Genomic DNA, 26537 nt, shown 5'->3' on the forward strand with positions numbered 1-26537 from the left:
CGTCATAGACTGGTGGCCTTCTTCCCGCCAGGCGCACCCATGAGCCAGTGGTACTTCCACACCCCCGGACACGCCGACCGTATCGGCCCGCTCGACGACGAGGCCGCCCGCCGCCACGCCCAGCTGCACCGCGATGCGCTGGCCTGGCGCGAGGGCCTGCAGGGCTGGCAGCCGGCCGGCTCGCTGCCCGAGCTCGGCGGCCAGGCGTCGCCGCCGCCGATGCCGCCGCCGGTGGGCGGGCGCCGCAACCGCGCCGATGACATCGACTTCCGCATCGTCGGCCACGAGATGCAGTTCGTGGAGATCGAGCTGGATCCGGGCGAAAGCGCCATCGCCGAGGCCGGCGCGCTGATGTACAAGGACGCCGCGGTGCGGATGGATACCGTGTTCGGCGATGGCCGCCACGAGAGCGAGGGCGCCGGCTTCATGGACAAGCTGCTGTCGGCCGGCAAGCGCGTGATCACCGGCGAAAGCCTGTTCGCCACGCTCTATACGCACGGCGGCCAGGGCAAGGCCAGGGTCGCCTTCGCCGCGCCCTACCCCGGCACCGTGCTGCCGATGAAGCTCGACGAGCATGGCGGCAAGCTGATCTGCCAGAAGGACAGCTTCCTGGCCGGTGCGCGCGGGGTGCAGGTCGGGGTGCATCTCCAGCGCAAGGTGATGACCGGCCTGTTCGGCGGCGAGGGATTCATCATGCAGAAGCTGGAAGGCGACGGCTGGGTATTCGTGCATGCCGGCGGCTGCGTGGTCGAACGCGAACTGGCGGCCGGCGAGCGCATCGACGTGGATACCGGCTGCGTGGTCGCCTACCACGCCGGCGTGGACATGGACGTGCGCCGCGTGGCCGGGCTCAAGAGCATGTTCTTCGGTGGCGAGGGCGTGTTCCTGGCCACCCTCACCGGACCGGGCAAGGTGTGGCTGCAGTCGCTGCCGTTCTCGCGCCTGGCCGGACGCATGTACGCGGCCGCGCCGCAGGGCGGCGGCCAGAGCCGCGGCGAAGGCTCGGTGCTGGGCGGGCTGGGACGCATCCTGGACGGCGACAACCGCTTCTGAGCCACCGCGGCGCGCAGCGCCCGGGCACGCGGCCGGCGCTGCAGGACCGCCCGGCGCGCGGGCCGGCGCCGCTTGTCGGCGTGCGCGGGCCCTCGCATACTCGCCGCAATCACCTGCAGGGATGGATGGGTGGCATGGACGCGCAGGACGATGTCTACGCGGCACCACGGGCGGCGCTGGTCGCCGCTCCCACGGAACGGCCGCGCCTGCCGCCGTTCTACGTGGTGTCCGTCACCAAGCTGGTACTGCTCTCGTTCGCCACTGTGGGGCTGTATTCGCTGTACTGGTTCTGGCGTCACTGGAAACTGCACAAGCTCGACAGGAAGCTCGACATCTGGCCGGTCCCGCGCGCCCTCTTCTCGATCTTCTTCGCCCACGGGCTGAACCGCGAAATCGACCAGCGGCTGCAACGATCCGGCAGCCGCCATGCCTGGTCACCCGGCGCCTGGGCCACGTTGTTCGTGGTCTCGGCGATCACCGGCCGCATCATCAGCCGCCTCCCCGATTCGGTGCTGCCATTCGGGCCGGGTTTCGGGCTGATCGTACTGAGCCTGGCCGGCGGCACCCTGGCGATGGTCCACGCGCAGCGCGCGGCCAACTTGGCCAGCGGCGACGCCACGGGCGCGGCGAATGCGCGGCTGACGGTGGCCAACTGGCTCTGGCTGGTGCCGGGCGGCCTGTTCTGGCTGATGTCGCTGGCCAGCCTGGTGCTGCTGACCGGCGACGCCTGACCGCCACCACGCGGCGGCAACGAAGTGGCGCCTAAACGGCCGCGCGGCCGGCGCGGCCCGTGCCCGGCGCAAAGCGCTATGCTGGCGCCCTTTTCAACACCCCTGCCCGTTCATCATGAAGCCGCGCACCGCCCGCCTGCTGCTGTCCCTGTCCCTGTCCGGCCTGCTGGCCGCATGCGGTGGCGAGAACGTGAAGCCCGCGGCGCCGGCCGCGAGCCGGCCGGTCACCGCGGCCAAGCCGGTGAAGATCGGCGTGGCCCTGGGCGGCGGCGCGGCCAAGGGCTTCGCCCACATCGGCGTGATCAAGATGCTGGAGGCCAACGGGTTCGAGCCGGTGGTGGTATCGGGTACCAGTGCCGGCAGCGTGGTCGGCGCCCTGTACGCCAGCGGCATGAACGCCTTCGACATGCAGCAGAAGGCGGTCTCGCTGGACCAGGCCAGCATCCGCGACGTGCGCCTGTTCTCCGGCGGCCTGATCCAGGGCCAGAAGCTGCAGGACTACGTCAACGCGCAGGTCGGCAACAAGCCTGCCGAGCAGCTGAAGAAGCCGTTCGCGGCGGTGGCCACCCAGCTGGAGACCGGCGAGCGCGCGGTGTTCGTGCGCGGCAACGTCGGCCAGGCGGTGCGGGCGTCCAGCTCGGTGCCGGGGGTATTCGAGCCGGTCACCATCGGCGGCAAGACCTTCGTCGACGGCGGCGTGGTCAGCCCGGTGCCGGTGGATGCCGCGCGCCAGCTCGGCGCCGAGTTCGTCATCGCCGTGGACATTTCCAGCAAGGCCAGCGGCCAGCGCCCGAGCGGCCTGCTGGGCACGCTGAACCAGTCCATCTCCATCATGGGCCAGCGCCTGGGCGAGCAGGAGCTGGCGCGCGCCGACGTGGTGATCCGGCCGCAGGTGCTGGACATCGGCGCGGCCGATTTCGAGCAGCGCGGCCGCGCCATCCTCGAAGGCGAGAAGGCGGCGATGGCGGCGATGCCGCAGATCCGCGCCGGCATCGCCCGCCTGCAGCAGGCGCATGCGGCCAGCGCGCGCAACGCCGATGCAAGGGCCAGCGCGGCCGCGACCGAGGCCTACCAGCGCTGCCTGGACGGCCGCTCGCGGCTGGACAAGCTGCGCGGCAAGGAAGGCAGCTGCGCGGCACCGGTACGCTGAAGCCGCGCTGCCGCCGCGACGCGGCTAGGACCGGGTGTACTGCAGCTGCACCCAGAGTTTGTCGGCATCGCGGGTACGCAGCTCGTCGCTGCTGCGGTAGCGCGCGGCCTTGAGCAGCACGCTCAGGCCCTTGAGCTGCGGAACGGCGCGCTCCCACGACAGGTTGAACTCGCGCCCGTAGCGGTAGCTGCCGCGATCGCTGCGGAAGTCGTGGTACCACGCCTGCGCCTTGCCGCCGGCCAGCGGCACCACCACGCCCGCATACGCATCGCGCAGACCATCGGCGGGCGTGGTCAGGAACTGGTCGGCCCACCCCTGGAACGCATGCTTGGTCGCCAGCGGCGTCTGGAACGCACGGTTGCCGGGCCCGCCCTCGCCGGCGCCGAGCACTTCGTAGCCGAGCGTGCTTTTCACTTCGCCTGCGGCATGGCTGGCCTCGCCCAGCCAGTAGCGGCTGTCCAGCGACCACGGGTTGCCGCGGCCATCGACCTGCCGCGCATGTTCCAGCACGTAGCCGAAAGCGCCGTGGCTGCCCTGCAGGCGCAGGCCGGTGGTGTTGCCCGACAGCGTGCCGCGCGGCGCGCCCGCCGCCACCGCCACGTTCTCCAGGTCCAGGCGGTAGTGGTAGCCGGTGAGCGCCAGTGCCGGGCCGGGCGCGAACCGCGCCTGCAGCAGGTGGCTGTCACCGTGGATGTTGGCCGGCGCGGTGAGGCTGGGGGCCTTGGGTTCATCGGGGCCGAACACCGTGTTGATGTTGGCCACGTAGGCGTAGGTCAGCTTCCAGCGCGCGTCCGGCGCCAGTTCCATCATCGCGCCGTCATAGGTCTGCTCGTTCTGGCGCCAGCCCACGCCGCCGACGAAACGCTGGTTGCCCAGGTTGATGCGCTGGCGGCCGAACTGCACGTTGGCACGGCTGCCGTCGTAACGCAGCAGCGCCTGGTTCAGTTCGGCGTAGTCCGGGTCGGCCACCGTCGGGTAGCCGGTGCGGCCGTTGCGGGTGTCGTTGAACCGCTCCCCGCCCAGGTGCGCGACGCCGTCCGCCTCGGCCAGCGCCGACCAGCCATGCCAGCGCGCGGTGCGATAGCCCAGCCGCAGGCGCGCGCTGTTGGCGTCGGCGTCGCGGGCAAAGCCATCCTGCGCGACGTGCTCGTAGCGGTAGCGCAGGTCCAGCAGTGGCGCGCCACCGGCATCGGCGGCCAGCACCGGGGCGGCGACCAGCAACAGCGGCAGGGCATGGAGGAGGCGGATCGTCATGGCGGATGCTCCTTGGGGGAATGGCGCCATCCTCCGCGCCGCCCCCCGCGACCACCATGACGCCGGTCAAGCCACGCGGTCAGCGCTGTCCCTGTTCCGCAGACGCGGCGGCTTCGCTCCCGTCACCGCCTTCGGGCACGTAGATCATGCTGCCGTCCTTGAGCCGGTAAGCGGTGCCGGCGCGGGTGCCCTCGCCTTCGCCGATGCTGCCGCTGGCCTTGTAGCGGTCCAGCGTGCGCCCGTCCTTGACCACGATCTCCATGTCGGCCTGCCCGGGGTTGGCGACCATCACCACCTTGTCGTGGCTGAAGGGATTGAGCGGGTTGCGGATCAACGCGATCAACAGGATCGCCACGATCACCAGGAACACGTCGATCAGGTTCACGACCGACAGTACCGGATCGTCCTGGTCGTCCTCGTCGAGATAGCGACGGCGCATGGTTCAGCCCTCCGCGCCGGCGATGGCCAGCTCGATCCGGCGCAGGTCCTGCAGCAGCCAGCGCCGCCGCACCACCAGCACGGTGTAGATCGCCGAGGCCGCCAGCAGCGACACGATGACCGCGGCGAAGGCGACCCCGACGTGGCGCGCGACCTCATCCATGCGCCCGTCCGACAGCCCGGCCAGCGCCGGCCCCATCGGGATCATGGTCGCCACCAGCCCCAGCATCGGCGCGGTGCGGCTGCCGATGCGCAGCGGCTCCAGGCGCTTGAGCGTCCACAGTTCCATGTCTTCCAGCCCGCCGCCGTTGCGGCGCCAGTGCCGCTCCATCGCATGCATGCGGTCGCCGCGGCGCTGCACGGCCTCCACCGCGAACATGCCCAGCGCGTAGCAGGCGTACAGGAACAGCGCCAGGATCAGCAGCAGCACCGGCGCGAGAAACCAGCCGGAAAGCTGGTGCAACAGGGATTCGATCAGGTTCATGTCGGTTCTTCGTTCGAGGAGGGAAGGGAAATCAGGCGGTCATGCGCGCCTGTCGCCAGCCGCCGCCGGCGAACGCCAGCAATGCCGGCCATAGCGCCAGCCACCATGCGCCGGGTACCGGCGGCGCCGGCGGTGGCACGCGCTGCAGCTGCATGCCGCTGACCTTGGCCGGAGCGCGAACCGGCGGTGGCGGGGCGTTGGCGGGCGCTGTTGCCGGTGGCGATGCAGTGGCAGCGGGCGACGCCGGCACCGGCGCGTCCGGCGGCGCTGCGCCGCGCGGCTGCAGGCCGAACGCCGCGGCCAGCCGCGCGACGTGCGGGCGCAGCTTGTCGCTGCCCGGCAGCACGCCGTGGCGCGCATCCAGTTCGGTCCAGGTGTCCACCAGGCTGCGCAGGGTCGCTTCGTCTGCGTTCCAGTAGCCCTTGCGCTGCGCCTCGAGCATGCGTTCGACGATCTGCGCCAGCGCATGCGGATTGGCGCGCTCGAACCAATCGCGCATGCCCAGCTGCAGGCGGTCGGCGACGTAGACATCGTGGAAGCTCTGCCACTGGTCGTCGCGGACCATGCCCGGATCGACCGCCTGCCAACCCCAGAAGTTGTCCATCGAGGCGACGATCTCCAGGGTGCCCGCATAGCCTTCCTGCTGCATTTGCGTGATCCAGCCGGGGTGGAACTGGCGGGTCTGCAGTTCGGCGGCGAGGAAACGCGCGGCGGCGTCCACGCGGCTGCCGGCCGGGTCGCGCAGGTTGGAGATGTACAGCGAAGGCGCCGCGCCATCGAGGTGGCGCACCGCCAGCGACAACCCGCCCAGATAGGAGAACGGGTCGTCGGTGGTCAGCATTCCGTACAGGTTGGACGAGCGCGACAGCACCGCGGCGCGGGTGCCGCGCAGGTGCTCGGCGTAGGCGTTCACGCCGGCGGGAACCTCGCCCCAGTGCGCCGGATCGGGTCCGTAGCCGTACTGCATCTGCGCCAGATAGCGCTGCGCCAGCTCGGTGTCGGCATCCCATTGGCCGGTCTTCAGCACCGTGCCGCCCAGGCCGCTGCCGTAACTGCCCTGCGCGCTGGAATAGATGCGGGTGCGCGCATAGCGGTCGGCCAGGTCCTCGGCCAGTCCCTGCGCCAGCAGCCGCGCGCGCACGCCGGCGGTGTGGCGGGCGATGGGGTTGTCGCCGTTCTCGGCGGCGGCGGCCAGTGCGACCGCTTCGTTCATCCGCTGCATCAGCGTGGCGAACTGGTCGCGGTACAGGCCGGTGGCCGACAGCACCACGTCGATCCGCGGCCGGCCCAGCTCGGCGGCGGGGATCAGTTCCACCTTCCCGATGCGCCCGCCCTCGTCCCACACCGGGCGCACGCCCAGCGCGGCGAATACCTGGGCTTCGAGGATGCCGTTGTGGCGCATGGTCTCCACCCCCCACAACGAGAACGCGAGCTTGTCCGGGTACTGCCCGGCGTGGGTATCGCGGTAGCTGTCGATCAGCTGCCGCAACGCCACCTGGCCGGCGTCCCAGGCCGCGCGCGACGGCACCCGCATCGGATCGAAGCCGTACAGGTTGCGGCCGGTCGGCAGGCTCTCGGGCGTGCGCAGCGGGTCGCCCCCCAGCCCCGGCGTGGAATAGCGCCCGGCCAGCGCATCGAGCAGCCCGGTCAGTTCGCTGCCGGCATCCAGCGTGGCATCGGCACGGCGCGCGGCGTCCAGCAGTTCGTGCTGCGCCGGCGGTGCGTCGTCCGGCAATGGCTGCCCGTCGTACAGGTGACGTTGCAGCCAGCGTCGGCCAGGTTCGTCGCCGCGTGCACGGTATTCGGCCGATGCGGCGTGCGGATCGTTGCCCAGCCCCAGCGCCTGGTCGATGCGCCTGCCCAGCATCAGCCGCAGCGTGTCGCCACGGCGCGCGGGGTCGGCGCGGGTACCGAATACGTGCAGGCCCTGTGGCTGCGGCTGTCCACCGAGCGCGTCGAGGTAGGCGTGCAGTTCGACGAGGAAGCCATCGAGATCGGCCGCGATCCGCGCCGCATCCCATTGCAGGTCGGCGGCGATGCCGCTGCTGGCGGCCAGTTCACGCAACTGGCGCGCGGCGGTGTCGCGCACCGCGCCCCGGTCGAGTTGCTGGTACTCCTCGATCAGCTGGTGCAGGCGCAACGGCTCGCCGTGCAGGCCGGCGCTGCCGAACGCCGGGGTCTGGTGGCTGACGATCACCGCGCGGCCACGGCGCCTGGCCTGCAGCGCCTCGCCCACGTCATCGACGATGTAGGGATAGACCACCGGCACGTCGCCCACCAGCAGCATGGGGTTGTCGTAGACCGACAGCCCGCGCTCCTTGCCGTAGCTCCACTCCTGCGTGCCGTGGGTGCCGAAGTGGACGATGGCGTCGCGCCCGGCCTGTTCGCGCAGGTACTGGTACGCGGCGAGATAGAAGTGATCCACCGGGCGCTTGATGTCGTGGTAGCCGGCGCTGCCGGTGCTGTCGGCACCCGGCGATGCGCGCGTGGGCTGCGGCAGCAGCGTCACGTTGCGCAGGCGCAGGCGCGGGATGGCGAAGCCGGCTTCGCCGCCGCGCCGCCGCAGCCACGGGCTGGCGTCGGGCTCGCCCCACGCGCTGACGATGTCCGCGCGTACCGCCGCCGGCAGCGCATCGAACCAGCGCCGGTAGTCGTGCAGTGGCAGCCAGCCGGCCAGGTCATCGCGCAGCAGCGCGTCCAGTTCCGCGCTGCCGCGGTACGCCGGCGCCAGCAGCCGCTGCAGCGTTTCCAGCAGGGCCGGCTCGGTGGGCAGATCGGCGCCGTAGCCGGCCTCGCGCAGCGCGACGAGGGTGGCGTGCAGGCTGCGCGGCAGGTTCAGGCCCGAGGCACCGAGGTTCTTTTCGCCCGGCGGGTAGTTGTAGAACACGATGCCCACGCGCTTGTCGGCCGCGGGTATGCGCCGCAGCGCCGCGTAGTTGAACGCCTTGTCGGCAAGCGCCTTGATCTGTGCACGAATCGGCTGCGGCGGCGTGCGCGACCTGCCGGCGGCTACGATCAGCGGGTCGATGAATCCGGCCTGCTCGGGCAACGCCAGGTAGAACGAGGTCGCGCCCGGCGATATGCCCTGGCGGTCGGCCTGCCACGCCGCCTCCACGCCGTCCCAGTAGGTGATCGCCTGCAGTACCGGCACGCCCAGCCGCGCGTAGTCGGCGCCGATATCGCTGCGGTAGAGGATCTCGAAGTTCGCGACCACGTCGACGAAGGGTTTTCCGTCGCGCGACAGCAGCGTGTCCACCGGCACCCCGGCATCGGTGTCGCGGAAGAACGGCAGGGCGATGCCGCCGCGCGCCTCGACCTCGCGTACCAGCGCATCGATGTGGGCGGTGGAATCGGAGCCGATCGCCGAGGCGAACATGGCGATGCCGACCACCGGCTGGCCCGGGCGTACCCTGGCCCCCAGCCAGTGCAGGTAGTCGTCGAGCGTGGCGAAGGCCAGGTCGCCGTAGTCGGGGTGGTAGATGCCGGTCCCCGGCATCACCAGCGGCGGCTGCGGATCGGCCGGCGGGCTGCGCTGCGCCTTCCATCGGTGCAGGTAGCGCAGCAGCCCGCGCAGGTTGCGCTCGCCGCCGTTGCGCGCATACGCCGCCAGCAGCGCGGCCTGCCCGTCATCCATGCCGCGACCGCGCTCGCCATCGCGTTCGACCAGCAGGCTCCGTGGCAGCAGGGCCAGCTGCCCGGGCAGCTTTTCGTCGCGGTACATCTGCACCGGTGGCAGCTCGGCCAGCACCAGGTCGGCGCCCGCCAGCGTGGCCAGCGCGTCCGGCCCCAGCGGTGCGGCCACGTAGTCCAGCGCCACGCCTTCATCGGCGGCAAGCTGGCGGTACAGCGCCAGCTTGCCCTGCGCGAAGAAGCCACTGCCGACCAGCGCCAGCCGCGCCGGCTCCGCATCCTGGACGGCCGCATCCGCCGCCGCTGCGGCAATGGCCGTCGCCATGCCGGCCATGCCCAGCAGCAGCCCGCAGATCGCATATCGCCAACCGGCCATGCTCAGAACCCGATCCCGAGCATCGCGTACAGGTAGCGCCCGCGCTCCCGGTAGTTGTAGATGCCGTGGTCCTCGACGCGGTGGTCGGCCAGGTTCTCCACGCCCAGCTGCAGGTCCACCCGGCCGGGCAGGCGCCGTTTCACCGACGCGCCCCACAGGCCGTAGGACGGCTGCTCCTGCGGCACGCTGGCGGCGGTGAGCTGGCGGCCGACATGGTCGTAGCGCAGTTCCAGCTGCCAGCCGCGGTCGTCGCTGCTCCAGCCCAGCCGCGCGTTGCCGCTCTGCAACGGCCGTTCGGCCAGGCGCCTGTCGTCGGCTTCGTCGCGCGCGTCGTTGTAACTGTAGTTGCCGGCCAGGCGCAGGTTTGCCGGCAGTTCCACGCCCGCTTCCAGCTCGGCACCGCGGATGCGCGCGTCGTCCACGTTCTCGTAGCGGTACAGGCGCCGCAGCGGCAGGGTGCAGCGTTCAAGGCAGACCGAGTCGATCAGGTCCCGCACCGTGTTGCGGAAGGCCGTGGCGCGCCACCAGTGGCGCTGGCCGGCGTAGCCGACCGACAGCTCCAGGTTGTCGCTCTTCTCCGGCTGCAGGCCGGGGTTGCCGATGAAGCTGTGCGGGCCGTCGAAGCGGTAGTCCGGCGAGATCTGCTTGAGCATCGGCGCCTTGAAGCCACGCGAGTAGCCGCCCTTCACCGTCCAGCGGTCGGCCGGCTGCCACACCGCGTACGCGCGCGGGCTGACCTCGCTGCCGAACAGGTCGTGCTTGTCCACCCGCGCGCCGTACACCAGGTCCACGCTGCCGGTCAGCGCCCACTCGTCCTGCAGGAACAGCGCGTACTGCCTGGCCGTTTCCTCGCCGCCGGCGAAGGAAGGGTGTTCGAGCCGTTCCTCGCGCGCCTCGAAGCCGCTGGTGAGGCGGTGGCTGCGGCCCAGCGCGATGCCGTAATGACCGTTGAGCGAAGCCTCGCCGGCTTCCTGCTCGGGCGAAGGCGCCACACCGCCGGTGTTGCGCTGGCGCTGGTGGATAGTGGCGACCTGCGCGGCCAGGCGCAGCTGGCCGCCGCCGATCCCGCCGTCGTAGCCCAGTCCGATCTGGGTGCGGTCGAAATCATAGGACTGGCGATGGAACAGGCCGGTGCCGGTACGGGTGCCGTACCAGCGGTCCTCGTCGCTCTTCATCGCGGTGAATGCCAGCCGCTGGCCCTGCGCCGGCTGCCATTGCAGGCGCGCGCGCAGCGTGGCCTGCTCCTGGCCCTCGCGCTGGTCCAGCCGCGGCTGGTCCGGCTCCGGCACCGGCTGCTGCTTCTGCCATGCGCCATCCACGGCCAGCGCGAAGGTCTTGCCCAGCGGCCCGGCCAGATGCGCGGCCGCCTGCTGGAAGCGGCCGCCATCGTCTTCGGGCAACAGACCCAGCGATGTGCGCAGCGCGCCGCCCCACTGCGTGCCGGGGCCCCGGGTGATGATGTTGATGACCCCGCCCAGCGCATCGGACCCGTACAGCGAGGACAGCGGCCCGCGCACGATCTCGACCCGCTCGATCGCCTCCAGCGGGATCCAGCCGAACTGCAGGTCGCTCAACCCGAATACCTGGTCGGTGGCGGCGATGCGCTCGCCATCGACCAGCACCAGCGTATGCCGGCTCTCCATGCCGCGGACGCTGACCACGCGGCGGCCAAGGCTGCCGACGGCGCGGATGTTGAGCCCGGGCGTGTCGCGGATCGCATCGAGTACGTCGCGCGCCGGCCGCGTGCGCAGTTCCTCGCCGCTGACGACGGTGACGCTGGCCGGCGCACGTTCGACGCTGCGCTCGCTGGCGGTGGCGGTGACCACCACCGCATCAAGGTCGGTGGGAACGGCGGCTGAGTTGGCGGCGGCGAGCGCGATGCCCGGCGCCAGCATCGATGCCAGGCCGATACCGGCGGACAGGCGCGTGCGGGCGCCCGACACGCGCCGGGAGTGTCGTGGAGTCATGGTCCGTGTTTCCTCTGGAATGAAGCCGCGCTGCCGGCGGGTGGCGGCCGATGAGAGTCAACGTAACAATAACCATTCTCATTTGAATGGCATTGACCTGGATCAAGCCCGCTACATCACCCTGCCGCCGCCGAGGCGGCGTGGCCGGTCAACCGCGCCCGAGCTGCGACAGCGGCAGCGCGCGGAACTCCTTGACCGTGCGCAGTACGAAGCTGGAATTGACGTCGGCCACGCCGGTGGCGTCGAGCAGCTTGTCGAGCAGGAACGCCGAGAAGTGATCCAGGTCGCGCACGTAGATGTGCAGCAGGTAGTCCATGTCGCCGGTGAGCGCGTGGCAGGCCACCACCTCGTCCCACAGCTGCACCGCCTCGACGAAATGGCCGATCGCCGCCTGCCCGTGCTTGGACAGCTGCACGCGTACGAACGCCTGCAGGCCCAGGCCGATGGCGCGCGGCTCCAGGCGCGCGCCGTAACCGGCGATCACCCCGTCCGCTTCCAGCCGCTGCACGCGGCGCAGGCAGGCCGACGGCGAGAGATTCACCCGCGTGGCCAGTTCGGCATTGGTGGCGCGGCCATGCTGCTGGATTTCCGCCAGCAGGCGCAGATCGGTGCGGTCGAGGGAGATGGCATTCATTTTGTTGCCTCGCAACATCGAATCGACGCAACAATCTTGCGTCAAGGCAGTCGCTCGACGCAATTTCGCACACCTGTTGCGCGTGCGGATTTCTACCATCAAGGCGATCTACTTTCCGGAACCGCCCCATGGACACGTCCCCGCGCCGCGTAGAGCACCAGCAGACCGACAAGGGATATGTGCCGGTCTACACCACCGCCGTGGTGGAGCAGCCGTGGGACGGCTACAGCGCCGACGACCATGCCACCTGGAGCACGCTGTACCGGCGCCAGCGCGAGCTGCTGGTCGGCCGCGCCTGCCGCGAGTTCCTCGATGCCCAGGACGAGATGGGCATGAGCGAGCACATGATCCCGCGCTTCGACCAGCTCAACGAGGTGCTCGGTGCCGCCACCGGCTGGACCCTGGTGGGCGTGGAGGGGCTGCTGCCGGAACTGGACTTCTTCGAGCACCTGGCCAACCGCCGGTTCCCGGTGACGTGGTGGATCCGCCGCCCCGACCAGATCGACTACATCGCCGAACCGGACCTGTTCCACGACCTGTTCGGCCACGTGCCGCTGTTGATGAACCCGGTATTCGCCGACTACATGGCCGCCTACGGCCGCGGCGGGGTCAAGGCCCACGCCATCGGCCCGGACGCGCTGCAGAACCTCACCCGCCTGTACTGGTACACGGTGGAGTTCGGCCTGATCGATACCGCCGACGGCCTGCGCATCTACGGCGCCGGCATCGTTTCCTCCAAGGGCGAATCGCTGTACTCGCTGGAATCGGCGGCGCCGAACCGGATCGGCTTCGACCTGGAGCGGATCATGCGCACCCGCTACCGCATCGATACCTTCCAGAAGACCTACTTCGTCATCGACAGTTTCGAGCAGCTGATGGCGGCGACCGAACCGGACTTCACCCCGATCTACGCGCGGCTCGCCGGGCAGGCGCACCTGCCGGCCGGCGACGTGCAGGACGGCGACCGCGTGTTCCAGCGCGGCAGCGGCGAAGGCTGGGCCGCCGGCGGCGACGTCTGAACCGGCGTATCGCAGCACACCCAAAGTGAAAGAGCCGCCCGCGGGCGGCTCTTCTGCTGACGCTCCCGGAACCGGTCGCTCAAGGCGCCGGCGGGGTGGCGGCCGGTGCATGGCGGCGGCCGTAGCGGCGGTCCAGGCGGATGCCGATGGCCACCGCGACCACCAGCGGCGCCGTCCACGGGAACAGTTCGACCAGCAGCGGCGGCACCGCGGCGTGCGCCTGCAGCCACTGCCACACCGGACGCATGCCGATGCCGAGGAAGGCCACGTGGGTGGCGATGCCCGCGCCCAGCATGGACTGGTAGTGCTGGCGCAGTGCCCAGTCCGCACGCGACGGGCCGCGGCGGGCGAATTTCCACATGCGCCAGCCCACCCACAGGCCGATCGTCGCAAAACCCAGGAACAGCGGCTGGCGCATGCCGATGCCCACCAGCAGCGTGGCCAGCGCCAGCAGCAGCATCGGCCACAGCGCCAGCTTCCAGCCGATCCGCGCCACCAGCCGCTTCCAGTCGCGCTTGTCGGTGACCGCGCGCCAGGCCAGCCAGGCGGCGTTGCCGGTGAGGGCCATCAGGTAGGCCAGGAACAGCGCCGACAGCGGCTGCCGGCGGAACACGGCGTACTCCACGGTGATCGGCAGCGCGGTGGCGACGATCGCCGCCATGGCCAGCAGGTACACCTTGCCCAGCGCACGATGGCGCGGCGAGCCCTTCTTCATCAGCGCCGCCGACCAGAAGCCGGCCAGCGCGACCACCCCGGCCAGCACGTGCAGCGCGACGAACAACGAGTACCCAGGCATGTGACCTCCTCCGATGGCGGCCGGCGGAATGCGGCGGCGCGTGCACAGGTTCGTTGAACGGCGCCGGCCACGGCAGTCGCCGTGGTCACCTCCGGACCCTGCCGGAAGTCACTTTCTGCGGCGTCCCCCTTGCCGCCGGCCGGCGCGCCCACCAGCATGCACACATGGAACTCGGCTCGCAGTCGCGCTGGCGCGGACTTCTCCACCCCCTCAATCTGGCCGGACTGCTCACCTGGTGTGCGGTGGCCTTCACCCTGCCCTACGGCGACGCCCCATCGCAGCCATGGCGCTGGGGCAGTGCGCTGGTGTTCCTGGCCGCGTTCCTGCTGGCAACCGCACTGCCGCGGGCGTCCTGGCAGCGGGCCACGCTGCTGCTGGTCGAAGCCGCCGCGGCGCTGGCGCTGGTCCGCCTGGCCCATCACAGCGGGGTGGCGCCGGCACTGCTGGTGATGCTGGCCGCGCAGGTCGCCGCCAGCTGGCCGCCACGCAGCGCCGTGGTGGCCGTCGCCGCCCTCGATCTGGGCATGTACCTCGTGCTGCGCGAGGTCAACGGGCATGCCGGCGTGGTGGTGCTGATCTTCGCCGGGTTCCAGGCATTCGCGATGTTGACCACGCACTACGCACGCAGCGCCGAGCAGGCCCGCGACCGGCTGGCGCAGGTCAACGCCGACCTGTTGGCCACCCGCGCGCTGCTGGCCGACAGTTCGCGCGATGCCGAACGCCTGCGCCTGTCGCGCGAACTGCACGATGTCGCCGGGCACAAGCTCACCGCGCTGCGGCTGCAGCTGCGCGCGCTGGCCGGCGAGGCCGGCGCGCCCGCCGGGCTGGCACTGTGCGAACGGCTGTCCGCCGAACTGCTGGGCGACCTGCGCGCGGTGGTGCAGTCGCTGCGCGACAGCGACGGGCTGGACATCGCCACCGCCCTGCACGCGCTGGCCGCGCCGCTGCCGCGGCCGCGCCTGCACCTGCAGCTGGACGACAACGTGCAGCTGCACGACACCGCGCTGGCCGAGGCGGTACTGCGCTGCGTGCAGGAAGCGCTGACCAACAGTGCGCGCCATGGCGAAGCACAGGTGCTGCACGTCGCCCTGCGGCGGCACGAGGGGCACCTGCTGCTGGACATGCACGACGACGGCAGGCTGCGCGGCGAACTGCACGAGGGCAACGGCCTGACCGGCATGCGCGAACGGGTCGCCGAGCATGGCGGCAGGCTGCAACTGCAGCGCAACGCATCCGGCGCGCTGCACATCCAGGCGGAGTTCGCGGCGTGAGCGGCGCCCCACGCATCGCCCTGGTCGACGACCAGGCCCTGATCCGCGCCGGGCTGCGCGCATTGCTGCAGCAGCAGGGCATCGACATCGTGTTCGAAGCCGACAGCGGCGAGGCACTGCTGGCCCGGTTGGCGCTGCAGCCGGTACAACTGGTCGTCTCCGACATCCGCATGCCGGGCATGGACGGCATCCAGGCGTTGCAGGCGCTGCGCGCGCGCGGCGACGCCACGCCCTGCCTGTTCCTGACCACCTTCGACGACAGCGACCTGCTGCTGCGCGCCACCGCGGCCGGCGCCCAGGGGTTCCTGCTCAAGGACGCCGCGCCGGAAGACCTGCGCGAGGCCATCGTCCGCATCGTCGCCGGCCAGGCCCTGCTGCAGCCGGTCAGCACCGACCCGGTGCGGCAACGCTATCGCTACCACGCCGACGATGCGCCCAGGGAGCTGTTCAGCCAGAAGGAGGTGGCCGTGCTGCGGCTGATGGCCGGCGGCTACAGCAACCGCGAGATCGCCGGCAGCCTGTTCCTGGCCGAGGGCACGGTGAAGAACTACGTCTCGGCCATCCTCGACAAGCTCGATACCCGCGACCGCACCCGCGCGGTGCTCAAGGCGATCACCCTGCGCATCATCTGAGCGCCGTCGCCCTCACGAGGCGGCGCTGCGTACCTCCACGGTGACGTGCACGATCTCCTCGTGGATCGCCAGCGCGCGATGGAACACCTCGGCCTCCACGCCCGGCGCGGTCGCCACCTCCATCGCGCAGGCGAAGCGGCCACGGCCGACCTGCCAGACATGCAGGTCGCTGATCCGGGCCGGTACCGGCCCCTGTTCGACCGCTTCGCGGATCTCGGCCACCACAGGCGCGTCCATCTCCGCGTCCAGCAGCACCCGCCCGGTCTGCCGGATCAGGCCCCACGCCCACACCGACACCAGCACCGCGCCGACGATGCCCATCAGCGGATCCAGCCAGGACGCGTTGAAGTACAGGCCACCGAGCAGGGCGATGATCGCCAGCACCGAAGTGGCCGCATCGGCCAGCACGTGCAGGTAGGCCGAGCGCTGGTTGAGGTCATGCTGGTGATGGCCGTGGTGGTGATGGTGGCCGTGGTCGTGGTGATCGCCATGGTCATGGCCGTGGCCGTGGCCGTGACCGTGGTGGTGCTGGTCGCGCAGCCACCACGCGCACAGCAGGTTCACCGCCAGCCCCACCACGGCGATGGCGATGGCCTGCTGGTAGTGGATCGGGCTGGGCTTGAACACGCGCGCGATCGACTCGAACGCCATCAGCCCGGCCACGCCCAGCAGCAGAATCGCACTGGTGTAGCCGGCCAGGATCTCGATCTTCCAGGTGCCGAAGGCGAAGCGCGGATCGTCGCGGTAGCGCCGCGCGCAGGCGTAGGCGAACGCGGCCAGCCCCAGCGCCAGCGCATGCGAGCTCATGTGCCAGCCGTCGGCCAGCACCGCCATCGAGTTGAACCACCAGCCGCCGGCGATCTCCACCCCCATCATCAGCACGGTCAGGATCATGGCGCGGCGGGTGTTCTTCTCCGCCATCGGGTTGCCCTGGCTGAAGACATGGCTGTGCCGGCGGGACACGGCAAGGGTTTCGAGGTTCATCGTGGCGGCCTTCTCAGATACCCCCATAGGGTATACGATAAGCGCCATGGCACACATCCAGCGCGACAGGAAGAAACTGCTTGCCCGGGTGCGCCGCATCGCCGGCCAGGTGGCGGCGCTGGAACAGGCGCTGGAAGCCGGCGACGACTGCGATGCGGTCCTGGTGCAGATCGCCGCGGCCAAGGGCGCCATGCACGGGCTGATGCTGGAAGTGATGGCCGGCCACCTCAGCGACCACGTCGTCGCCGAGCCCGACCCGGCGCGGCGCGCGGACGAGGCCGGGGTGCTGCTGGAACTGCTCAAGCGCCACGCGCGCTGAAGCCCGCGCTGGCCGCCCGCCGGGCATGAATGCGGGCCGCCGGGGCACCCCTTGGCGGGCCATGTAAAATGCCCGATTTTTCGGCCAGGACCATGGCGAAAGCTTCCACACGGGCGCCCGTGCTGGGCCCGGCGTTCATTCGCCTGCTGGCCCGCTTCGGCGACGCCGACCTCCCGCGCACGCCACCGGTGCTGACCGAGCGGCTGGCGCAGTGGTTCGACTGGAACCGCGCCATCACCCTGTCGCGCGCGCTGGACAACCGCCTGCCCGAAGCGGCCGACGGCCCCGGCTTCGACGACGCCCAGGAAACCGAATGCGCACGCCTGCGGCGTTCGCTGCGGGAGGCCATCGACGCCGACGTCGACCTGTCCGCGCCGCGGCGCAAGGACGCCAGCGCCGCCGCGGTCGACCCCGGCTACCTGCCCTACCGCCAGCACTGCCTGGCCATGCAGCGCGCGATGCAGGCGGCCACCGGCCTGCTGCGCGGCCGCCTGCGCGACATGCTGGCGCTGCAATCGCCGGCCAAGGCGCGGCTGGCCGAGGTGGACGCGGTGATGGAAGCCACGCTCAGCCCGCGCGAACAGGCCCTGCTGGCCGTCGTGCCGGGCCTGCTCGGCCTGCACTACCAGCGCCTGCGCGACGCCGCTCTGCCCGAATCCACCGGCGCCGAGGCGCCGGACGACACCCCCGCCACTCCCGCCGCCGGCCCCTGGCTGGCACGGTTCCGCCAGGACATGCGCACCGCGCTGCTGGCCGAACTGGAAGTCCGCTTCCACCCCATCGACGGCCTGCTCGCCGCGTTGCGCACCCGGTAACCGCATCTCCATGTCCAGAAATCCCATCGTTCCCGTCGTGTTCCTTGCCGGCCTGCTGGCCGTGTGCTGGATCGGCATCGGCTACCTCGGCAGCCACCCGCTGGCCACCGCCGTCGCCGCGCTGATCGCCGCCTGCTACCTGGCCGGCGCCTTCGAGCTGCTGCGCTACCGGCAGGCCACCGCCACGCTGGTACAGGCGCTGCCATCGCTCGGCGAGGCCGCCGGCGACCTCGACGGCTGGCTGTCGCGGCTGCAGCCGGGCCTGCGCAATGGCGTGCGGCTGCGCATCGAGGGCGACCGGGTCGGCCTGCCGGCGCCGGCGTTGACCCCCTACCTGGTCGGGCTGCTGGTCCTGCTGGGCATGCTCGGCACCCTGCTGGGCATGATGGCGACCCTGCGCGGCACCGGGCTGGCCCTGGAAAGCGCCACCGACCTGGACGCCATCCGCAGTTCGCTGGCCGCACCGGTCAAGGGCCTGGGCTTCGCCTTCGGCACCTCGATCGCCGGCGTCGCCAGCTCGGCCGCGCTGGGCCTGCTGTCGGCGCTGCTGCGGCGCGAGCGCGCGCAGGCCGTGCAGCAGCTGGATGCGGGCATCGCCGCACAGCTGGGGCACCTGTCGCACGCGGTCCAGCGCCGCGAGACCTTCCGCCTGCTGCAGGAACAGAACGCGCTGATGCCGGCACTGGTCGAGCGCCTGCAGGCCCTGGCCGGCACCCTGGAACGCCAGCAGCACGACGCCGGGCAACGCCTGCAGTCCAGCCAGCAGGAGTTCCACCAGCGCAGCGAGGCCGCGTGGACGCAACTGGCCGCGTCGCTGCAGCAGGCGCTGCGCGACGGCATCGCCCAGCAGGCCAACGCCGTCGGTGCCGCGCTGCAGCCGGTGGTGGATACCACCATGGCCGGGTTGGCGGACCGATCCGGGCACCTGCATGCGGCCATCGAACAGGCCGTGCGCCGCCAGCTCGACGGCCTGGACAGTGCCGTGCAGGGTGCGGCCAGCGCCGCCCGCGACAGCTGGAGCGCCGCCGTCGCCGAGCAGCAGCGCGTTAACGCCGCACTGGCCGACGGCCTGCAGCAGGCGCTGCAGCAGTTCGCCGCCACCTTCGGGCAGCGTTCGGACGCGCTGGTCGATGGCGTGGCGACGCGGCTGGAAGACAGCACCCGCCGGACCGCCGATGCCTGGAACAGCGCGCTGGCACGCCAGCTCGACGCCCAGGCGGCGCTGGCCCAGCGCAACGAGCAGGCGCTGGTTGCCGCCGCCGACCACTTCGACCGGCATGCGCACGCGCTGGTCGACAGCCTGGGCCAGGCGCACGCCGAACTGCAGTCGGCACTGGCCGCGCGCGACGAACAGCGGCTGGCGCACTGGTCGCAGTCGCTGGCGGCGATGCTGGCCACGCTGGAGGAGAACTGGCAGCGCAACGGCGCGCAGGTCGCGCAGCAGCAGCAGCAGGTCTGCGACGCGCTGGCCCGCACCGCGGGCGAGGTCTCGGCGCAGCTGCAGGCCGCGGCCGGCGGCGCGCTGGAGGGCATCGCCGGCAACGCCCAGGCGCTGACCGACGCGGCCGCCGCCTTCGCCCTGCGCAGCGAGGCCATGATCGACGCCCTGCAGCGTTCGCATGGCGAACTGCAGGACGCACTGCAGGCGCGCGACGCGCAGCGCCTGGCGCAATGGCGCGACGCCTTCGCCACCCTGACCGGCGAGTTCGGCCAGCGCTGGGAACACAGCAGCGCCCAGGTCGCCGCGCAGCAGCAGCAGGTCTGCGACACGCTGGCGCTGACCACCCAGGCGATCCACGCGCAGGCGCAGGCGCAGGCACGCGATACCCTGGCCGAGATCGAGCGGCTGGTCGCCACCGCCTCCGAAGCGCCGCGTGCCGCCGCCGAAGTGGTCGCCGAGCTGCGCCAGAAGCTGTCCGACAGCATGGTGCGCGATACCGCGATGCTGGAAGAGCGCGGGCGCCTGCTGGAAACCCTGCAGACCCTGCTCGACGCGGTCAACCATGCATCGCGCGAGCAACGCGGCGCCATCGACGCACTGGTCTCGACCTCGGCCGAGCTGCTGGAGCGGGTCGGCAGCCGCTTCAGCGCGCAGGTCGAAGGCGAGGCTGGCCGGCTCGACGCCGCCGCCGCGCACGTCAGCGGCAGCGCGCTGGAAGTGGCGAGCCTGGGCGAGGCGTTCGGCGGCGCGGTGCAGGCGTTCGGCGACGCCACCGGCAGCCTCAACGAACGCCTGCAGGGCATCGAATCGGCGCTGGAGAAATCGCTGGCGCGCAGCGACGAGCAGCTGGCCTACTACGTGGCGCAGGCGCGCGAAGTGATCGAGCTGAGCATGCTGTCGCAGAAGCAGATCATCGGCCAGCTGCAGCAACTGGCCGGCAGCCGCGACGGGGCATCCGGCGCATGAGCGACGAGATCGAGTTCGATGCCGAATCCAGCGCCACCACCTGGGCCGCGTTCGGCGACCTGATGTCGGTGCTGCTGGGCGCGTTCGTACTGATCCTGGCCAGCGTCATCGGCATCCAGCTGTTGCTGCACAACCGGCTGGACGAGGAAGTGAAGCAGCGCCAGGCCGAGGCCGCGCGGCTGAAGACCCTGGAACAGGCGCTGGCCGCGCCACTGGCGGCCGGCCGGGTGACTGTGATCGACGGCCGCATCGGCATCAGCGGCAGCGTGCTGTTCGCGCTCAACTCCGACCAGCTGCAGCCCGAAGGCCGCGAACTGCTGCAGAGCATCGCCGCGCCGCTGCGCGACTACCTGGCCGCGCGCGACGAGATCCTGATGGTCAGCGGCTTCACCGACAACCAGCCGGTGCGCGCGGCCAACGCCCGCTTCGCCGACAACCTGGAACTGTCGGCGGCGCGCGCGCTCACCGTCACCCGCACCCTGATCGCCGACGGCGTGCCGTCCGCGTCGGTGTTCGCCGCCGCGTTCGGCGCCGAGCAGCCGGTAAGCGCCAACGACGACGAAGCCGGCCGCGCCCGGAACCGCCGCGTTGAGATCGCGCCGATCCCGCGTCACACGCCCGATGGCAAGGCCCATGCCCGCTGAAACCGGCGACGTCCACGCGCGGCTGGAGGCCTGGCACCGGGACGGTGCCGACCGCATCGATCCGCTGCGCTTCGCGGTGATGCGCGCGCTGGCGCGGCATGCGGCGCGCCACGACGGCGCGCTGCGGCAGCGCCTGGATGCGCGCCTGCAGGCGCTGGCCGATGCCTATGCCGCGCTGCCGCCGCCGGGCGCTGCGCGGGCACCCACGCACGCGGCCGAGGCCAGCCCCTTGCGGCAGTTGCTGGACCGGTTCGGCCATGCGCGGCCCGTGGATGCACCCGCGCAGGCCGTCGCCCCGCTTGCGCCCGGCGCAGCGGGCGATGCCGGCGACGCAGCGCCGGTCGTCGATCTGGCCGCGCCGATGCCGGTACTGGACGAGTTCCAGCAGCTGTGGACCCGCATCCGCATCGACGGCCTGCTGCGGCACTGCCTCGACGGCCTGCCCGAGGACGCCGGCCCGCTGCATTCCAGCGTGCTCACCTACCGCGCCATGGCGCTGATGCGCGAGGTCTGCCCGGATTACCTGCAGCATTTCGTCGCCTACACCGACGCGTTGTCGTGGCTGGAACAGCTCGGCGGCAGCGCGGCCACCGGCGGCGACGCCGATGGCGCGGCCACTCCGCGCAGACCCGCACGCACGGGCGGACGCAGGAAGAAGTAGGCCGCACCTGTCCGCTCCCGTGCCATGGGTTGTCACATCAGCCGGCACATGTCCGTCACACTGCTTCCCTGGCCCGGCAACGCTGCCACGATGGCGAGAACTTCCATGAAGAACCCTGCGTTGCTGTCCTGCACGACACTCCTGCTGTGGAGCCTGTGCGCTGCCGCCCAGCCGGCCGCGGCGTCCGCGTCCACCGCGGCGCCGGCATCCACGCTCCAGGCGCGCATTTCCAGAGTCGAGCAGGGGCTTTCCACGCGCATCGTGGTCAAGGGTTCGCCGGAGCGGAGGATGGCGCTGGAACAACGCATGGCCTTCCACCGGGTGCCGGCGGTCAGCATCGCGCTCATCGACCAGGGCCGGATCGCGTGGGCGCGCGCCTATGGCGTGGCCGATGCCGCCAGCCAGCAGCCCGCCACCACCACCACGCGCTTCCAGGCCGGCTCCATCAGCAAACCGCTCAGCGCCCTGGGCGCGCTGCGCCTGGTCGAGCAGGGCCGGCTCTCGCTGGACGCGGACGCGAACGGCCAGCTGGCTTCGTGGAAGATTCCGCAGAGCGCGTTCACCCGCGCCGGCACGATCAACCTGCGCAGGCTGCTCAACCACAGCGCCGGGGTGACGGTGCACGGCTATGACGGCTACGCACCGGGGCAGCCGTTGCCCACGCTGCTGCAGGTGCTCGATGGCATCGCGCCGGCGAACTCCGAGCCGGTCCGCGTCGATATCGCGCCCGGAAGCGCCTGGCGCTATTCGGGCGGCGGTTACAGCATCGTGCAGTTGATGATGACCGAAGCCAGCGGGCAACCGTTCGACCGGTACCTGGAAACGGCGGTCCTGCAGCCCCTGGGCATGGCGCACAGCACCTATGCCGTGCCGCCGCCGGAAAGTGTGGCCAGCCAGGCGGGCGCCGCCCACGACGGCAACGGCCAGGTCCTCGCCGGCCGGTGGCGCCTGTACCCCGAATCCGCCGCCGCTGGCCTGTGGAGCACCCCCAGCGACCTGGCGCAGGTGATCCTGGAAGTGCAGCGGGCCGAGGCGGGCGGACCTGGCAGCATCCTGTCGCGCGACATGGTTTCGACCATGCTGACGCGCGGCCTGGGCGAGTACGGCCTGGGCTTCTTCGTCGAGGACCTGGGCGACCGCACCAGCTTCAGCCACAGCGGCGGCACCGAGGGGTTCCGCTCCCAGCTCTATGGCTATACCCGCTCCGGGCAGGGCGCGGTGATCATGACCAACAGCATCAACGGCGCCGCATTGATCGACGAGATCCTGTGCAGCATCGCCGCCGAGTACGGCTGGCCCGAGTTCCAGGTCGTCGAGAAGACGGCCATTCCCACCGACGTGGCGACCAACCGGCTGCTGGCCGGCGACTATCGGCTGCTCGACCAGCCCGCCCACGTCGTCGCCGAAGGCGAACGCCTCTACTTCCAGAGCGATCTGTTCGGCGCGGGGCGGATGGAACTGTTCCGCGAGTCGGAGGATTCCTTTTTCATGACCGCCCAGGACATGCGCATCCGCTTCCGGCAGGACGGTGCCGGCACGATCGCGGGATTCGACCTGGTCCGCGGCGCGGGGACCTATGCGGCGCACAGGACGCGTTGAGGCGGAAAGGCCTGCCAGCGCCGCGGTCTTCCGCCTGCAGGCCCGCACGGACGACCCCGCGACGCACCGGCCTGCCAGCGCGGGATCGGCTGGCGCGCCTTCTTCCCGCGTCCGGCCGGGCCGGGTTTTGCGGCGGCCTCAGGTATCGCGGAAGCCGTAATCGAAGGTGTAGAAATGCCTGCCGTCGACGATGTCGATGGCGATGCGGCCGTGCAGGCCGGCCAGCTCGCCGGTGCCGCTGTCGGGCACCACGGTAAGGTCGAGCCGGGGCGCTCCGCGGTCCATGACACCGTTGTGCTGGGCATGGAAGCTGCCGCGGCGGCCGTCGAGGGTGCCCTCGATGCGTTCGAGGGCGACGTAGGCGCCGGAGCCGGATACCGGCGACATCATCGCCAGCATGTGCACCACGCTGCTGGCGTCCAACGGGCCATGGAAGCGCTTGTCGAAACGCACATGGCCGACGACCGCGCCGCCGCCGATGTCCAGCGATTCCTGCGGGACGCGCGTGATGTCGAACTCGCCCTTGGCCTGCATGACGGGATTCCCGGGTTGGCAAGGAAAGCAGTCTAGGCAGGGACCGCGCATGCCGCCATTGCCGGTGCCGGCGCTACCCGCAAAGCCCACGATGGACCATCAGCGGAACCAGATCTTCAGGGTCACGTACAGCGCATAGCCCAGCGCCAGCGCCAGCCACACCAGGAACAGGACATTGGCCCAGTAGGCGCTCGCGTGCGCGGCCAGGGTATACACCTGCCCGGCGCAGCCCTTGCCGACGCACGGCACTTCGCCGCGCGCCAGCGCGCGCAGGATGAAGAACACGATGGCCCCGCCCACGCCGACGCTCATCAGGAAGCCTACCGGCCCGACGAGTCCCTGGGTGGGCGCGCCGTTCTCGTCGAACGGCGCCTTGCGCAGCTGTTTCTGCCCGAACCGGTACCAGGCGAATCCGAGCAGGAGCAGGAACGAGTAGTAGAGGAAGTCACGCATGTCGTCGCGGTACCGTGGCCGGCCAATCCGCAGTATGGCGGCAAGCGCAACCGCTGCCTGTGGCGCCATGCACGGATCGGCGGACGAGGGGCCTGCTTCCTGCGGTTGCACGGCCCGGCGCTGTCCGCGCATGCGCAGGCCGGTCGCCTCCGACCCGTCGTCGCGAAGCGATGCGCTGACGCGGCCGCGTTCATACGTCATGCAGGGGAGAACCCGCGCGGCGCCTGGAATGTCACGGCGAATCCGCAGCGGCAGTGGCGCCCGGGTTTTACCGGAAGGCACGGGTGTTTGCGTCGCTCCTGCATCCGGCTTGCCTTCGCGGACGACGGCAAGGGCGCGGTCGCCCGCGCCCTTGCGTCGATCATCAAGCGGTCCCGCCGCTCAGGTGGCGGTATCCACCAGCACCAGTTCGGCATCTTCCAGCGCGCGGACGGTGATGCTGCCCTCGCCGGCAATGGCGGCGCCGTCGCGGGCTTCGAGCAGCACGCCGTTCACTTCCACCTTGCCGGTGTTGGGCACCAGGTAGCCGTGGCGGGTGGCGTCGCGGAAGTGATACTCGGTGCTCTCGCCGGCCTTCAGCGACGCGCCCAGTACGCGGGCATCGGCGCGGATCGGCAGGGCCTCCTCGTCACCCTGCATGCCGCTGGCCAGGGCGATGAAGCGACCGGGGCGCCCGCCCTTGGGGAAGGGCTTGGTGCCCCACGCCGGGGCGCCGCCGCGCGCATCCGGGATGATCCAGATCTGGAAGATGCGGGTCACCCCCGGCTCCAGGTTGTACTCGGCATGGCGGATGCCGGTGCCGGCACTCATCACCTGCACATCGCCGGCCTCGGTACGGCCCTTGTTGCCCTGGTCGTCCTGGTGGCTGATGGCGCCCTCGCGCACATAGGTGACGATCTCCATGTCCGCATGCGGATGCGGCGGGAAGCCGGTGCCGGGCTGGATGGTGTCGTCGTTCCACACCCGCAGGGCGCCCCAGTGGACGCGCGCCGGGTCGTGGTAGCCGGCAAAGGAAAAGTGGTGCCTGGCATCCAGCCAACCGTGGTTGGCTCCGCCAAGGGTGGCAAACGGGCGACGCTCGATCATGGTCCTGTCCTGCGGGGTGGTTGCGATGGGGGCCAGTCTAGGCACGCGCCTTTACATTCGGAATGGAAGGAATGAAAAGACATTCTTTCCATTTATGCCATGATCCAATCTCCTCCCCCCGCGGTCTCCGCCATGAGCCAACTGCCCGACCTGGAAGCCTGGGCCATCTTCGCCAGGGTCGCCGAGGCCGGCTCCTTCGCCCGTTCGGCCGAAGCGCTGGGGCTGTCGCAGGCCACCGTGTCCAAGGCCATCACCCGGCTCGAAGCGCGCATCGGCACCACCCTGTTCCACCGCACCTCGCGGCGCATGTCGCTGACCGATGCCGGCGCCGCGGCGCTGGAGCGCGCCGCGCGCATCCTCGACGAGGGCGAGGCGGTGGAGGCCGAGGTCGCCGACCGCTCGACCACGCTGCGCGGGCTGGTGCGGGTGGCTGCGCCGATGTCGTTCGGCGTGGCGCAGCTGGCGCCGCTGCTACCCGCATTCATGCGCGCGCATCCGGACGTGGAACTGGACATCCAGCTCAGCGACGCGCAGGTGGACCTGGTGGCCGAGCGCTTCGACCTGGCGTTGCGCATTTCCACCCTAGCCGACTCCAGCCTGCGCGCGCGCCGCCTGTGCCAGGTGCGGATCCTGCTGGTCGGCGCGCCGGGCTACTTCGCCGAACACGGCCGGCCGCAGCATCCGCGCGACCTGGCCGGCCACCGCGGTTTCCAGTACAGCTACACGCGCGGCGGCAACACCTGGCGCTTCCGCCATCCCCGCCACGGCGAGTACGCGCAGACCGTGCCGCGCCAGTTGCAGGCCAACAACGCCGAAGTGTTCGCCGCCGCACTGCGCGGCGGGCTCGGGCTCGCCCTGCAACCGGAGTTCATGGTCTGGGACGACCTGCGCGCCGGCCGCCTGGAAACGGCGATGGACGACTGGCAGGTGGAGCCGATCGCGCTGCACATCGTCACCCCGCCGGGCCTGCGCCGCCCGGCGCGCGTGCAGCGGCTGATCGACTACCTGGCCGCCGGGCTGGAACGTGCGCCGTGGGCGACGGGCGCGGGTGCAGGCCGTTAACCTCGCGGCTGGACGAGGACCACGGAGAAGGCGATGCACCTGGCGATGCGCATGCTGCTGGCGGGCCTGCTGCTGGTGGTGGCGGGAACCGCGGGCGCGACCGCGCAGGTACCGGACCGGATCTTCATCGAAGACCGCGACTACGCGCTCGATACCAATCCGCTGGAAAGCCAGCTGCGTGATCGCCCCGGGTTCCCGCCGGAGAATGTCTCGCGCAGCAGCGCCAACTGGCGCGGGTACATGGCGCACTGGGCGATAGACGGCGACCGTCTGCTGCGCAAGGTCGAGCTACGCCTGTACGACCGCCAGACTGAACAGGAAAGTGTCATCGACCTGCTGCCGGAGCTTTTCCCCCAGGCGCGCCGGTGGCCGCCACCTGGTACAGCGATGCGGTGATCGTCCCCGACGGGCGCCTGGTCGATTACGTGCACATGGGCTATGGCTCCCCCCATGCGCACTACCGCGTCTACCGCATCGCCAGGGGCCGGGTTCTCGAGGCGCTGTCGATGGGTGCCGAACAGTTCCGCGTCTGGCGCGA

At 71.1% G+C, this 26537-nt stretch carries 25 protein-coding genes; 14 read left to right on the forward strand and 11 right to left on the reverse strand.

What is annotated here, in order from left to right; all coding sequences use genetic code 11:
• The first annotated feature begins 39 nt into the window (after nt 1-39).
• The 3 genes from F0P95_RS03350 to F0P95_RS03360 all read left to right on the forward strand — a co-directional run bounded on the left by F0P95_RS03350 (nt 40) and on the right by F0P95_RS03360 (nt 2934).
• The gene (locus tag F0P95_RS03350; protein WP_182335693.1) at nt 40-1053 is read left to right on the forward strand and encodes a TIGR00266 family protein; all 1014 of its coding nucleotides are present in this window, start codon (nt 40-42) and stop codon (nt 1051-1053) included.
• 134 nt (nt 1054-1187) lie between these two features.
• Nucleotides 1188-1784, forward strand: a complete 597-nt coding sequence (locus tag F0P95_RS03355; protein WP_182335694.1) for a hypothetical protein — start codon at nt 1188-1190, stop codon at nt 1782-1784.
• Between the two features lie 115 nt (nt 1785-1899).
• Complete coding sequence (locus F0P95_RS03360; protein WP_054668473.1) at nt 1900-2934, forward strand: patatin-like phospholipase family protein; 1035 nt, start codon at nt 1900-1902, stop codon at nt 2932-2934.
• 24 nt (nt 2935-2958) lie between these two features.
• On the opposite strand, the gene F0P95_RS03365 is transcribed toward F0P95_RS03360, so the two are convergent.
• From F0P95_RS03365 to F0P95_RS03390, 6 genes are all read right to left on the reverse strand, one after another.
• Nucleotides 2959-4188, reverse strand: a complete 1230-nt coding sequence (locus F0P95_RS03365; RefSeq protein WP_182335695.1) for an alginate export family protein — start codon at nt 4186-4188, stop codon at nt 2959-2961.
• A 79-nt stretch (nt 4189-4267) separates the two neighbouring features.
• Entirely contained in the window at nt 4268-4627 is a 360-nt protein-coding gene (locus tag F0P95_RS03370; protein ID WP_182335696.1) for a DUF2149 domain-containing protein, read from the reverse strand.
• Nucleotides 4628-4630: 3 nt separating this feature from the next.
• Complete coding sequence (locus tag F0P95_RS03375) at nt 4631-5110, reverse strand: MotA/TolQ/ExbB proton channel family protein (RefSeq protein ID WP_056932205.1); 480 nt, start codon at nt 5108-5110, stop codon at nt 4631-4633.
• A 31-nt stretch (nt 5111-5141) separates the two neighbouring features.
• The gene (gene cobN, locus F0P95_RS03380) at nt 5142-9116 is read right to left on the reverse strand and encodes a cobaltochelatase subunit CobN (RefSeq protein WP_182335697.1); all 3975 of its coding nucleotides are present in this window, start codon (nt 9114-9116) and stop codon (nt 5142-5144) included.
• 2 nt (nt 9117-9118) lie between these two features.
• Complete coding sequence (locus F0P95_RS03385) at nt 9119-11083, reverse strand: TonB-dependent receptor plug domain-containing protein (RefSeq protein WP_182335698.1); 1965 nt, start codon at nt 11081-11083, stop codon at nt 9119-9121.
• A gap of 148 nt (nt 11084-11231) precedes the next feature.
• Nucleotides 11232-11717 (reverse strand): Lrp/AsnC family transcriptional regulator, encoded by a 486-nt coding sequence (locus F0P95_RS03390; protein WP_054668479.1) that lies wholly within the window; start codon nt 11715-11717, stop codon nt 11232-11234.
• Nucleotides 11718-11845: 128 nt separating this feature from the next.
• Between F0P95_RS03390 and phhA the strand changes: the two genes are divergently transcribed.
• Nucleotides 11846-12736: a phenylalanine 4-monooxygenase gene (phhA, locus tag F0P95_RS03395; protein WP_182335699.1), complete on the forward strand. Its 891-nt coding sequence runs from the start codon at nt 11846-11848 to the stop codon at nt 12734-12736.
• Nucleotides 12737-12815: 79 nt separating this feature from the next.
• Here the strand turns inward: phhA and F0P95_RS03400 are convergent, their stop codons facing one another.
• Entirely contained in the window at nt 12816-13532 is a 717-nt protein-coding gene (locus F0P95_RS03400; protein WP_182335700.1) for a hypothetical protein, read from the reverse strand.
• 164 nt (nt 13533-13696) lie between these two features.
• Between F0P95_RS03400 and F0P95_RS17455 the strand changes: the two genes are divergently transcribed.
• The gene (locus F0P95_RS17455) at nt 13697-14803 is read left to right on the forward strand and encodes a sensor histidine kinase (protein WP_232528751.1); all 1107 of its coding nucleotides are present in this window, start codon (nt 13697-13699) and stop codon (nt 14801-14803) included.
• A complete protein-coding gene (locus tag F0P95_RS17460) occupies nt 14800-15435 on the forward strand; it encodes a response regulator transcription factor (protein WP_232528752.1) in 636 nt (211 codons plus the stop codon). Before F0P95_RS17455 ends, F0P95_RS17460 begins: the two co-directional genes overlap by 4 nt.
• 12 nt (nt 15436-15447) lie before the next feature.
• Here the strand turns inward: F0P95_RS17460 and dmeF are convergent, their stop codons facing one another.
• Nucleotides 15448-16419, reverse strand: coding sequence for a CDF family Co(II)/Ni(II) efflux transporter DmeF (dmeF, locus tag F0P95_RS03410; RefSeq protein WP_182335701.1), 972 nt, complete (start codon nt 16417-16419; stop codon nt 15448-15450).
• A gap of 46 nt (nt 16420-16465) precedes the next feature.
• On the opposite strand from dmeF, the gene F0P95_RS03415 reads away from it, so the two are divergent.
• From F0P95_RS03415 to F0P95_RS03440, 6 genes are all read left to right on the forward strand, one after another.
• A complete protein-coding gene (locus F0P95_RS03415; protein ID WP_054668485.1) occupies nt 16466-16738 on the forward strand; it encodes a metal/formaldehyde-sensitive transcriptional repressor in 273 nt (90 codons plus the stop codon).
• Between the two features lie 92 nt (nt 16739-16830).
• Nucleotides 16831-17553, forward strand: coding sequence for a DUF3348 domain-containing protein (locus F0P95_RS03420; RefSeq protein WP_182335702.1), 723 nt, complete (start codon nt 16831-16833; stop codon nt 17551-17553).
• Nucleotides 17554-17563: 10 nt separating this feature from the next.
• Nucleotides 17564-19960 (forward strand): DUF802 domain-containing protein, encoded by a 2397-nt coding sequence (locus tag F0P95_RS03425; RefSeq protein ID WP_182335703.1) that lies wholly within the window; start codon nt 17564-17566, stop codon nt 19958-19960.
• Nucleotides 19957-20604, forward strand: coding sequence for an OmpA family protein (locus F0P95_RS03430; RefSeq protein ID WP_182335704.1), 648 nt, complete (start codon nt 19957-19959; stop codon nt 20602-20604). Before F0P95_RS03425 ends, F0P95_RS03430 begins: the two co-directional genes overlap by 4 nt.
• Nucleotides 20594-21265 (forward strand): DUF2894 domain-containing protein, encoded by a 672-nt coding sequence (locus F0P95_RS03435; RefSeq protein ID WP_182335705.1) that lies wholly within the window; start codon nt 20594-20596, stop codon nt 21263-21265. Before F0P95_RS03430 ends, F0P95_RS03435 begins: the two co-directional genes overlap by 11 nt.
• 105 nt (nt 21266-21370) lie before the next feature.
• Nucleotides 21371-22864 carry a serine hydrolase domain-containing protein gene (locus F0P95_RS03440; RefSeq protein WP_182335706.1) on the forward strand — a complete coding sequence of 498 codons (1494 nt, stop codon included), beginning with the start codon at nt 21371-21373 and terminating at the stop codon, nt 22862-22864.
• 138 nt (nt 22865-23002) lie between these two features.
• On the opposite strand, the gene F0P95_RS03445 is transcribed toward F0P95_RS03440, so the two are convergent.
• The 3 genes from F0P95_RS03445 to F0P95_RS03455 all read right to left on the reverse strand — a co-directional run bounded on the left by F0P95_RS03445 (nt 23003) and on the right by F0P95_RS03455 (nt 24937).
• Nucleotides 23003-23398 (reverse strand): DUF3224 domain-containing protein, encoded by a 396-nt coding sequence (locus tag F0P95_RS03445; RefSeq protein WP_182335707.1) that lies wholly within the window; start codon nt 23396-23398, stop codon nt 23003-23005.
• Nucleotides 23399-23497: 99 nt separating this feature from the next.
• On the reverse strand, nt 23498-23851 hold the full coding sequence (locus tag F0P95_RS03450; protein ID WP_182335708.1) for a hypothetical protein: 354 nt from the start codon (nt 23849-23851) through the stop codon (nt 23498-23500).
• A 381-nt stretch (nt 23852-24232) separates the two neighbouring features.
• Nucleotides 24233-24937, reverse strand: a complete 705-nt coding sequence (locus F0P95_RS03455) for a pirin family protein (protein ID WP_182335709.1) — start codon at nt 24935-24937, stop codon at nt 24233-24235.
• A 132-nt stretch (nt 24938-25069) separates the two neighbouring features.
• Here F0P95_RS03455 and F0P95_RS03460 point away from each other — a divergent pair, with 132 nt between their 5' ends.
• Nucleotides 25070-25999, forward strand: coding sequence for a LysR family transcriptional regulator (locus F0P95_RS03460; protein ID WP_182335710.1), 930 nt, complete (start codon nt 25070-25072; stop codon nt 25997-25999).
• A 33-nt stretch (nt 26000-26032) separates the two neighbouring features.
• On the forward strand, nt 26033-26395 hold the full coding sequence (locus F0P95_RS03465; RefSeq protein ID WP_182335711.1) for a hypothetical protein: 363 nt from the start codon (nt 26033-26035) through the stop codon (nt 26393-26395).
• The last annotated feature ends 142 nt before the right edge of the window (nt 26396-26537 follow it).

It is taken from the genome of Stenotrophomonas acidaminiphila (genome assembly GCF_014109845.1).
In the GTDB taxonomy this organism is placed as follows: domain Bacteria; phylum Pseudomonadota; class Gammaproteobacteria; order Xanthomonadales; family Xanthomonadaceae; genus Stenotrophomonas; species Stenotrophomonas acidaminiphila.

Excerpts from the sequence above, each read along its gene's own strand:
- F0P95_RS03350 (WP_182335693.1), top strand. The coding sequence starts at position 40 with ATGAGCCAGTGGTACTTCCACACCCCCGGACACGCCGACCGTATCGGC.
- F0P95_RS03355 (WP_182335694.1), top strand. The coding sequence starts at position 1,188 with ATGGACGCGCAGGACGATGTCTACGCGGCACCACGGGCGGCGCTGGTC.
- F0P95_RS03360 (WP_054668473.1), top strand. The coding sequence starts at position 1,900 with ATGAAGCCGCGCACCGCCCGCCTGCTGCTGTCCCTGTCCCTGTCCGGC.
- F0P95_RS03365 (WP_182335695.1), bottom strand. The coding sequence starts at position 4,188 with ATGACGATCCGCCTCCTCCATGCCCTGCCGCTGTTGCTGGTCGCCGCC.
- F0P95_RS03370 (WP_182335696.1), bottom strand. The coding sequence starts at position 4,627 with ATGCGCCGTCGCTATCTCGACGAGGACGACCAGGACGATCCGGTACTG.
- F0P95_RS03375 (WP_056932205.1), bottom strand. The coding sequence starts at position 5,110 with ATGAACCTGATCGAATCCCTGTTGCACCAGCTTTCCGGCTGGTTTCTC.
- cobN (WP_182335697.1), bottom strand. The coding sequence starts at position 9,116 with ATGGCCGGTTGGCGATATGCGATCTGCGGGCTGCTGCTGGGCATGGCC.
- F0P95_RS03385 (WP_182335698.1), bottom strand. The coding sequence starts at position 11,083 with ATGACTCCACGACACTCCCGGCGCGTGTCGGGCGCCCGCACGCGCCTG.
- F0P95_RS03390 (WP_054668479.1), bottom strand. The coding sequence starts at position 11,717 with ATGAATGCCATCTCCCTCGACCGCACCGATCTGCGCCTGCTGGCGGAA.
- phhA (WP_182335699.1), top strand. The coding sequence starts at position 11,846 with ATGGACACGTCCCCGCGCCGCGTAGAGCACCAGCAGACCGACAAGGGA.
- F0P95_RS03400 (WP_182335700.1), bottom strand. The coding sequence starts at position 13,532 with ATGCCTGGGTACTCGTTGTTCGTCGCGCTGCACGTGCTGGCCGGGGTG.
- F0P95_RS17455 (WP_232528751.1), top strand. The coding sequence starts at position 13,697 with ATGGAACTCGGCTCGCAGTCGCGCTGGCGCGGACTTCTCCACCCCCTC.
- dmeF (WP_182335701.1), bottom strand. The coding sequence starts at position 16,419 with ATGAACCTCGAAACCCTTGCCGTGTCCCGCCGGCACAGCCATGTCTTC.
- F0P95_RS03415 (WP_054668485.1), top strand. The coding sequence starts at position 16,466 with ATGGCACACATCCAGCGCGACAGGAAGAAACTGCTTGCCCGGGTGCGC.
- F0P95_RS03420 (WP_182335702.1), top strand. The coding sequence starts at position 16,831 with ATGGCGAAAGCTTCCACACGGGCGCCCGTGCTGGGCCCGGCGTTCATT.
- F0P95_RS03425 (WP_182335703.1), top strand. The coding sequence starts at position 17,564 with ATGTCCAGAAATCCCATCGTTCCCGTCGTGTTCCTTGCCGGCCTGCTG.
- F0P95_RS03430 (WP_182335704.1), top strand. The coding sequence starts at position 19,957 with ATGAGCGACGAGATCGAGTTCGATGCCGAATCCAGCGCCACCACCTGG.
- F0P95_RS03435 (WP_182335705.1), top strand. The coding sequence starts at position 20,594 with ATGCCCGCTGAAACCGGCGACGTCCACGCGCGGCTGGAGGCCTGGCAC.
- F0P95_RS03440 (WP_182335706.1), top strand. The coding sequence starts at position 21,371 with ATGAAGAACCCTGCGTTGCTGTCCTGCACGACACTCCTGCTGTGGAGC.
- F0P95_RS03445 (WP_182335707.1), bottom strand. The coding sequence starts at position 23,398 with ATGCAGGCCAAGGGCGAGTTCGACATCACGCGCGTCCCGCAGGAATCG.
- F0P95_RS03450 (WP_182335708.1), bottom strand. The coding sequence starts at position 23,851 with ATGCGTGACTTCCTCTACTACTCGTTCCTGCTCCTGCTCGGATTCGCC.
- F0P95_RS03455 (WP_182335709.1), bottom strand. The coding sequence starts at position 24,937 with ATGATCGAGCGTCGCCCGTTTGCCACCCTTGGCGGAGCCAACCACGGT.
- F0P95_RS03460 (WP_182335710.1), top strand. The coding sequence starts at position 25,070 with ATGAGCCAACTGCCCGACCTGGAAGCCTGGGCCATCTTCGCCAGGGTC.
- F0P95_RS03465 (WP_182335711.1), top strand. The coding sequence starts at position 26,033 with ATGCACCTGGCGATGCGCATGCTGCTGGCGGGCCTGCTGCTGGTGGTG.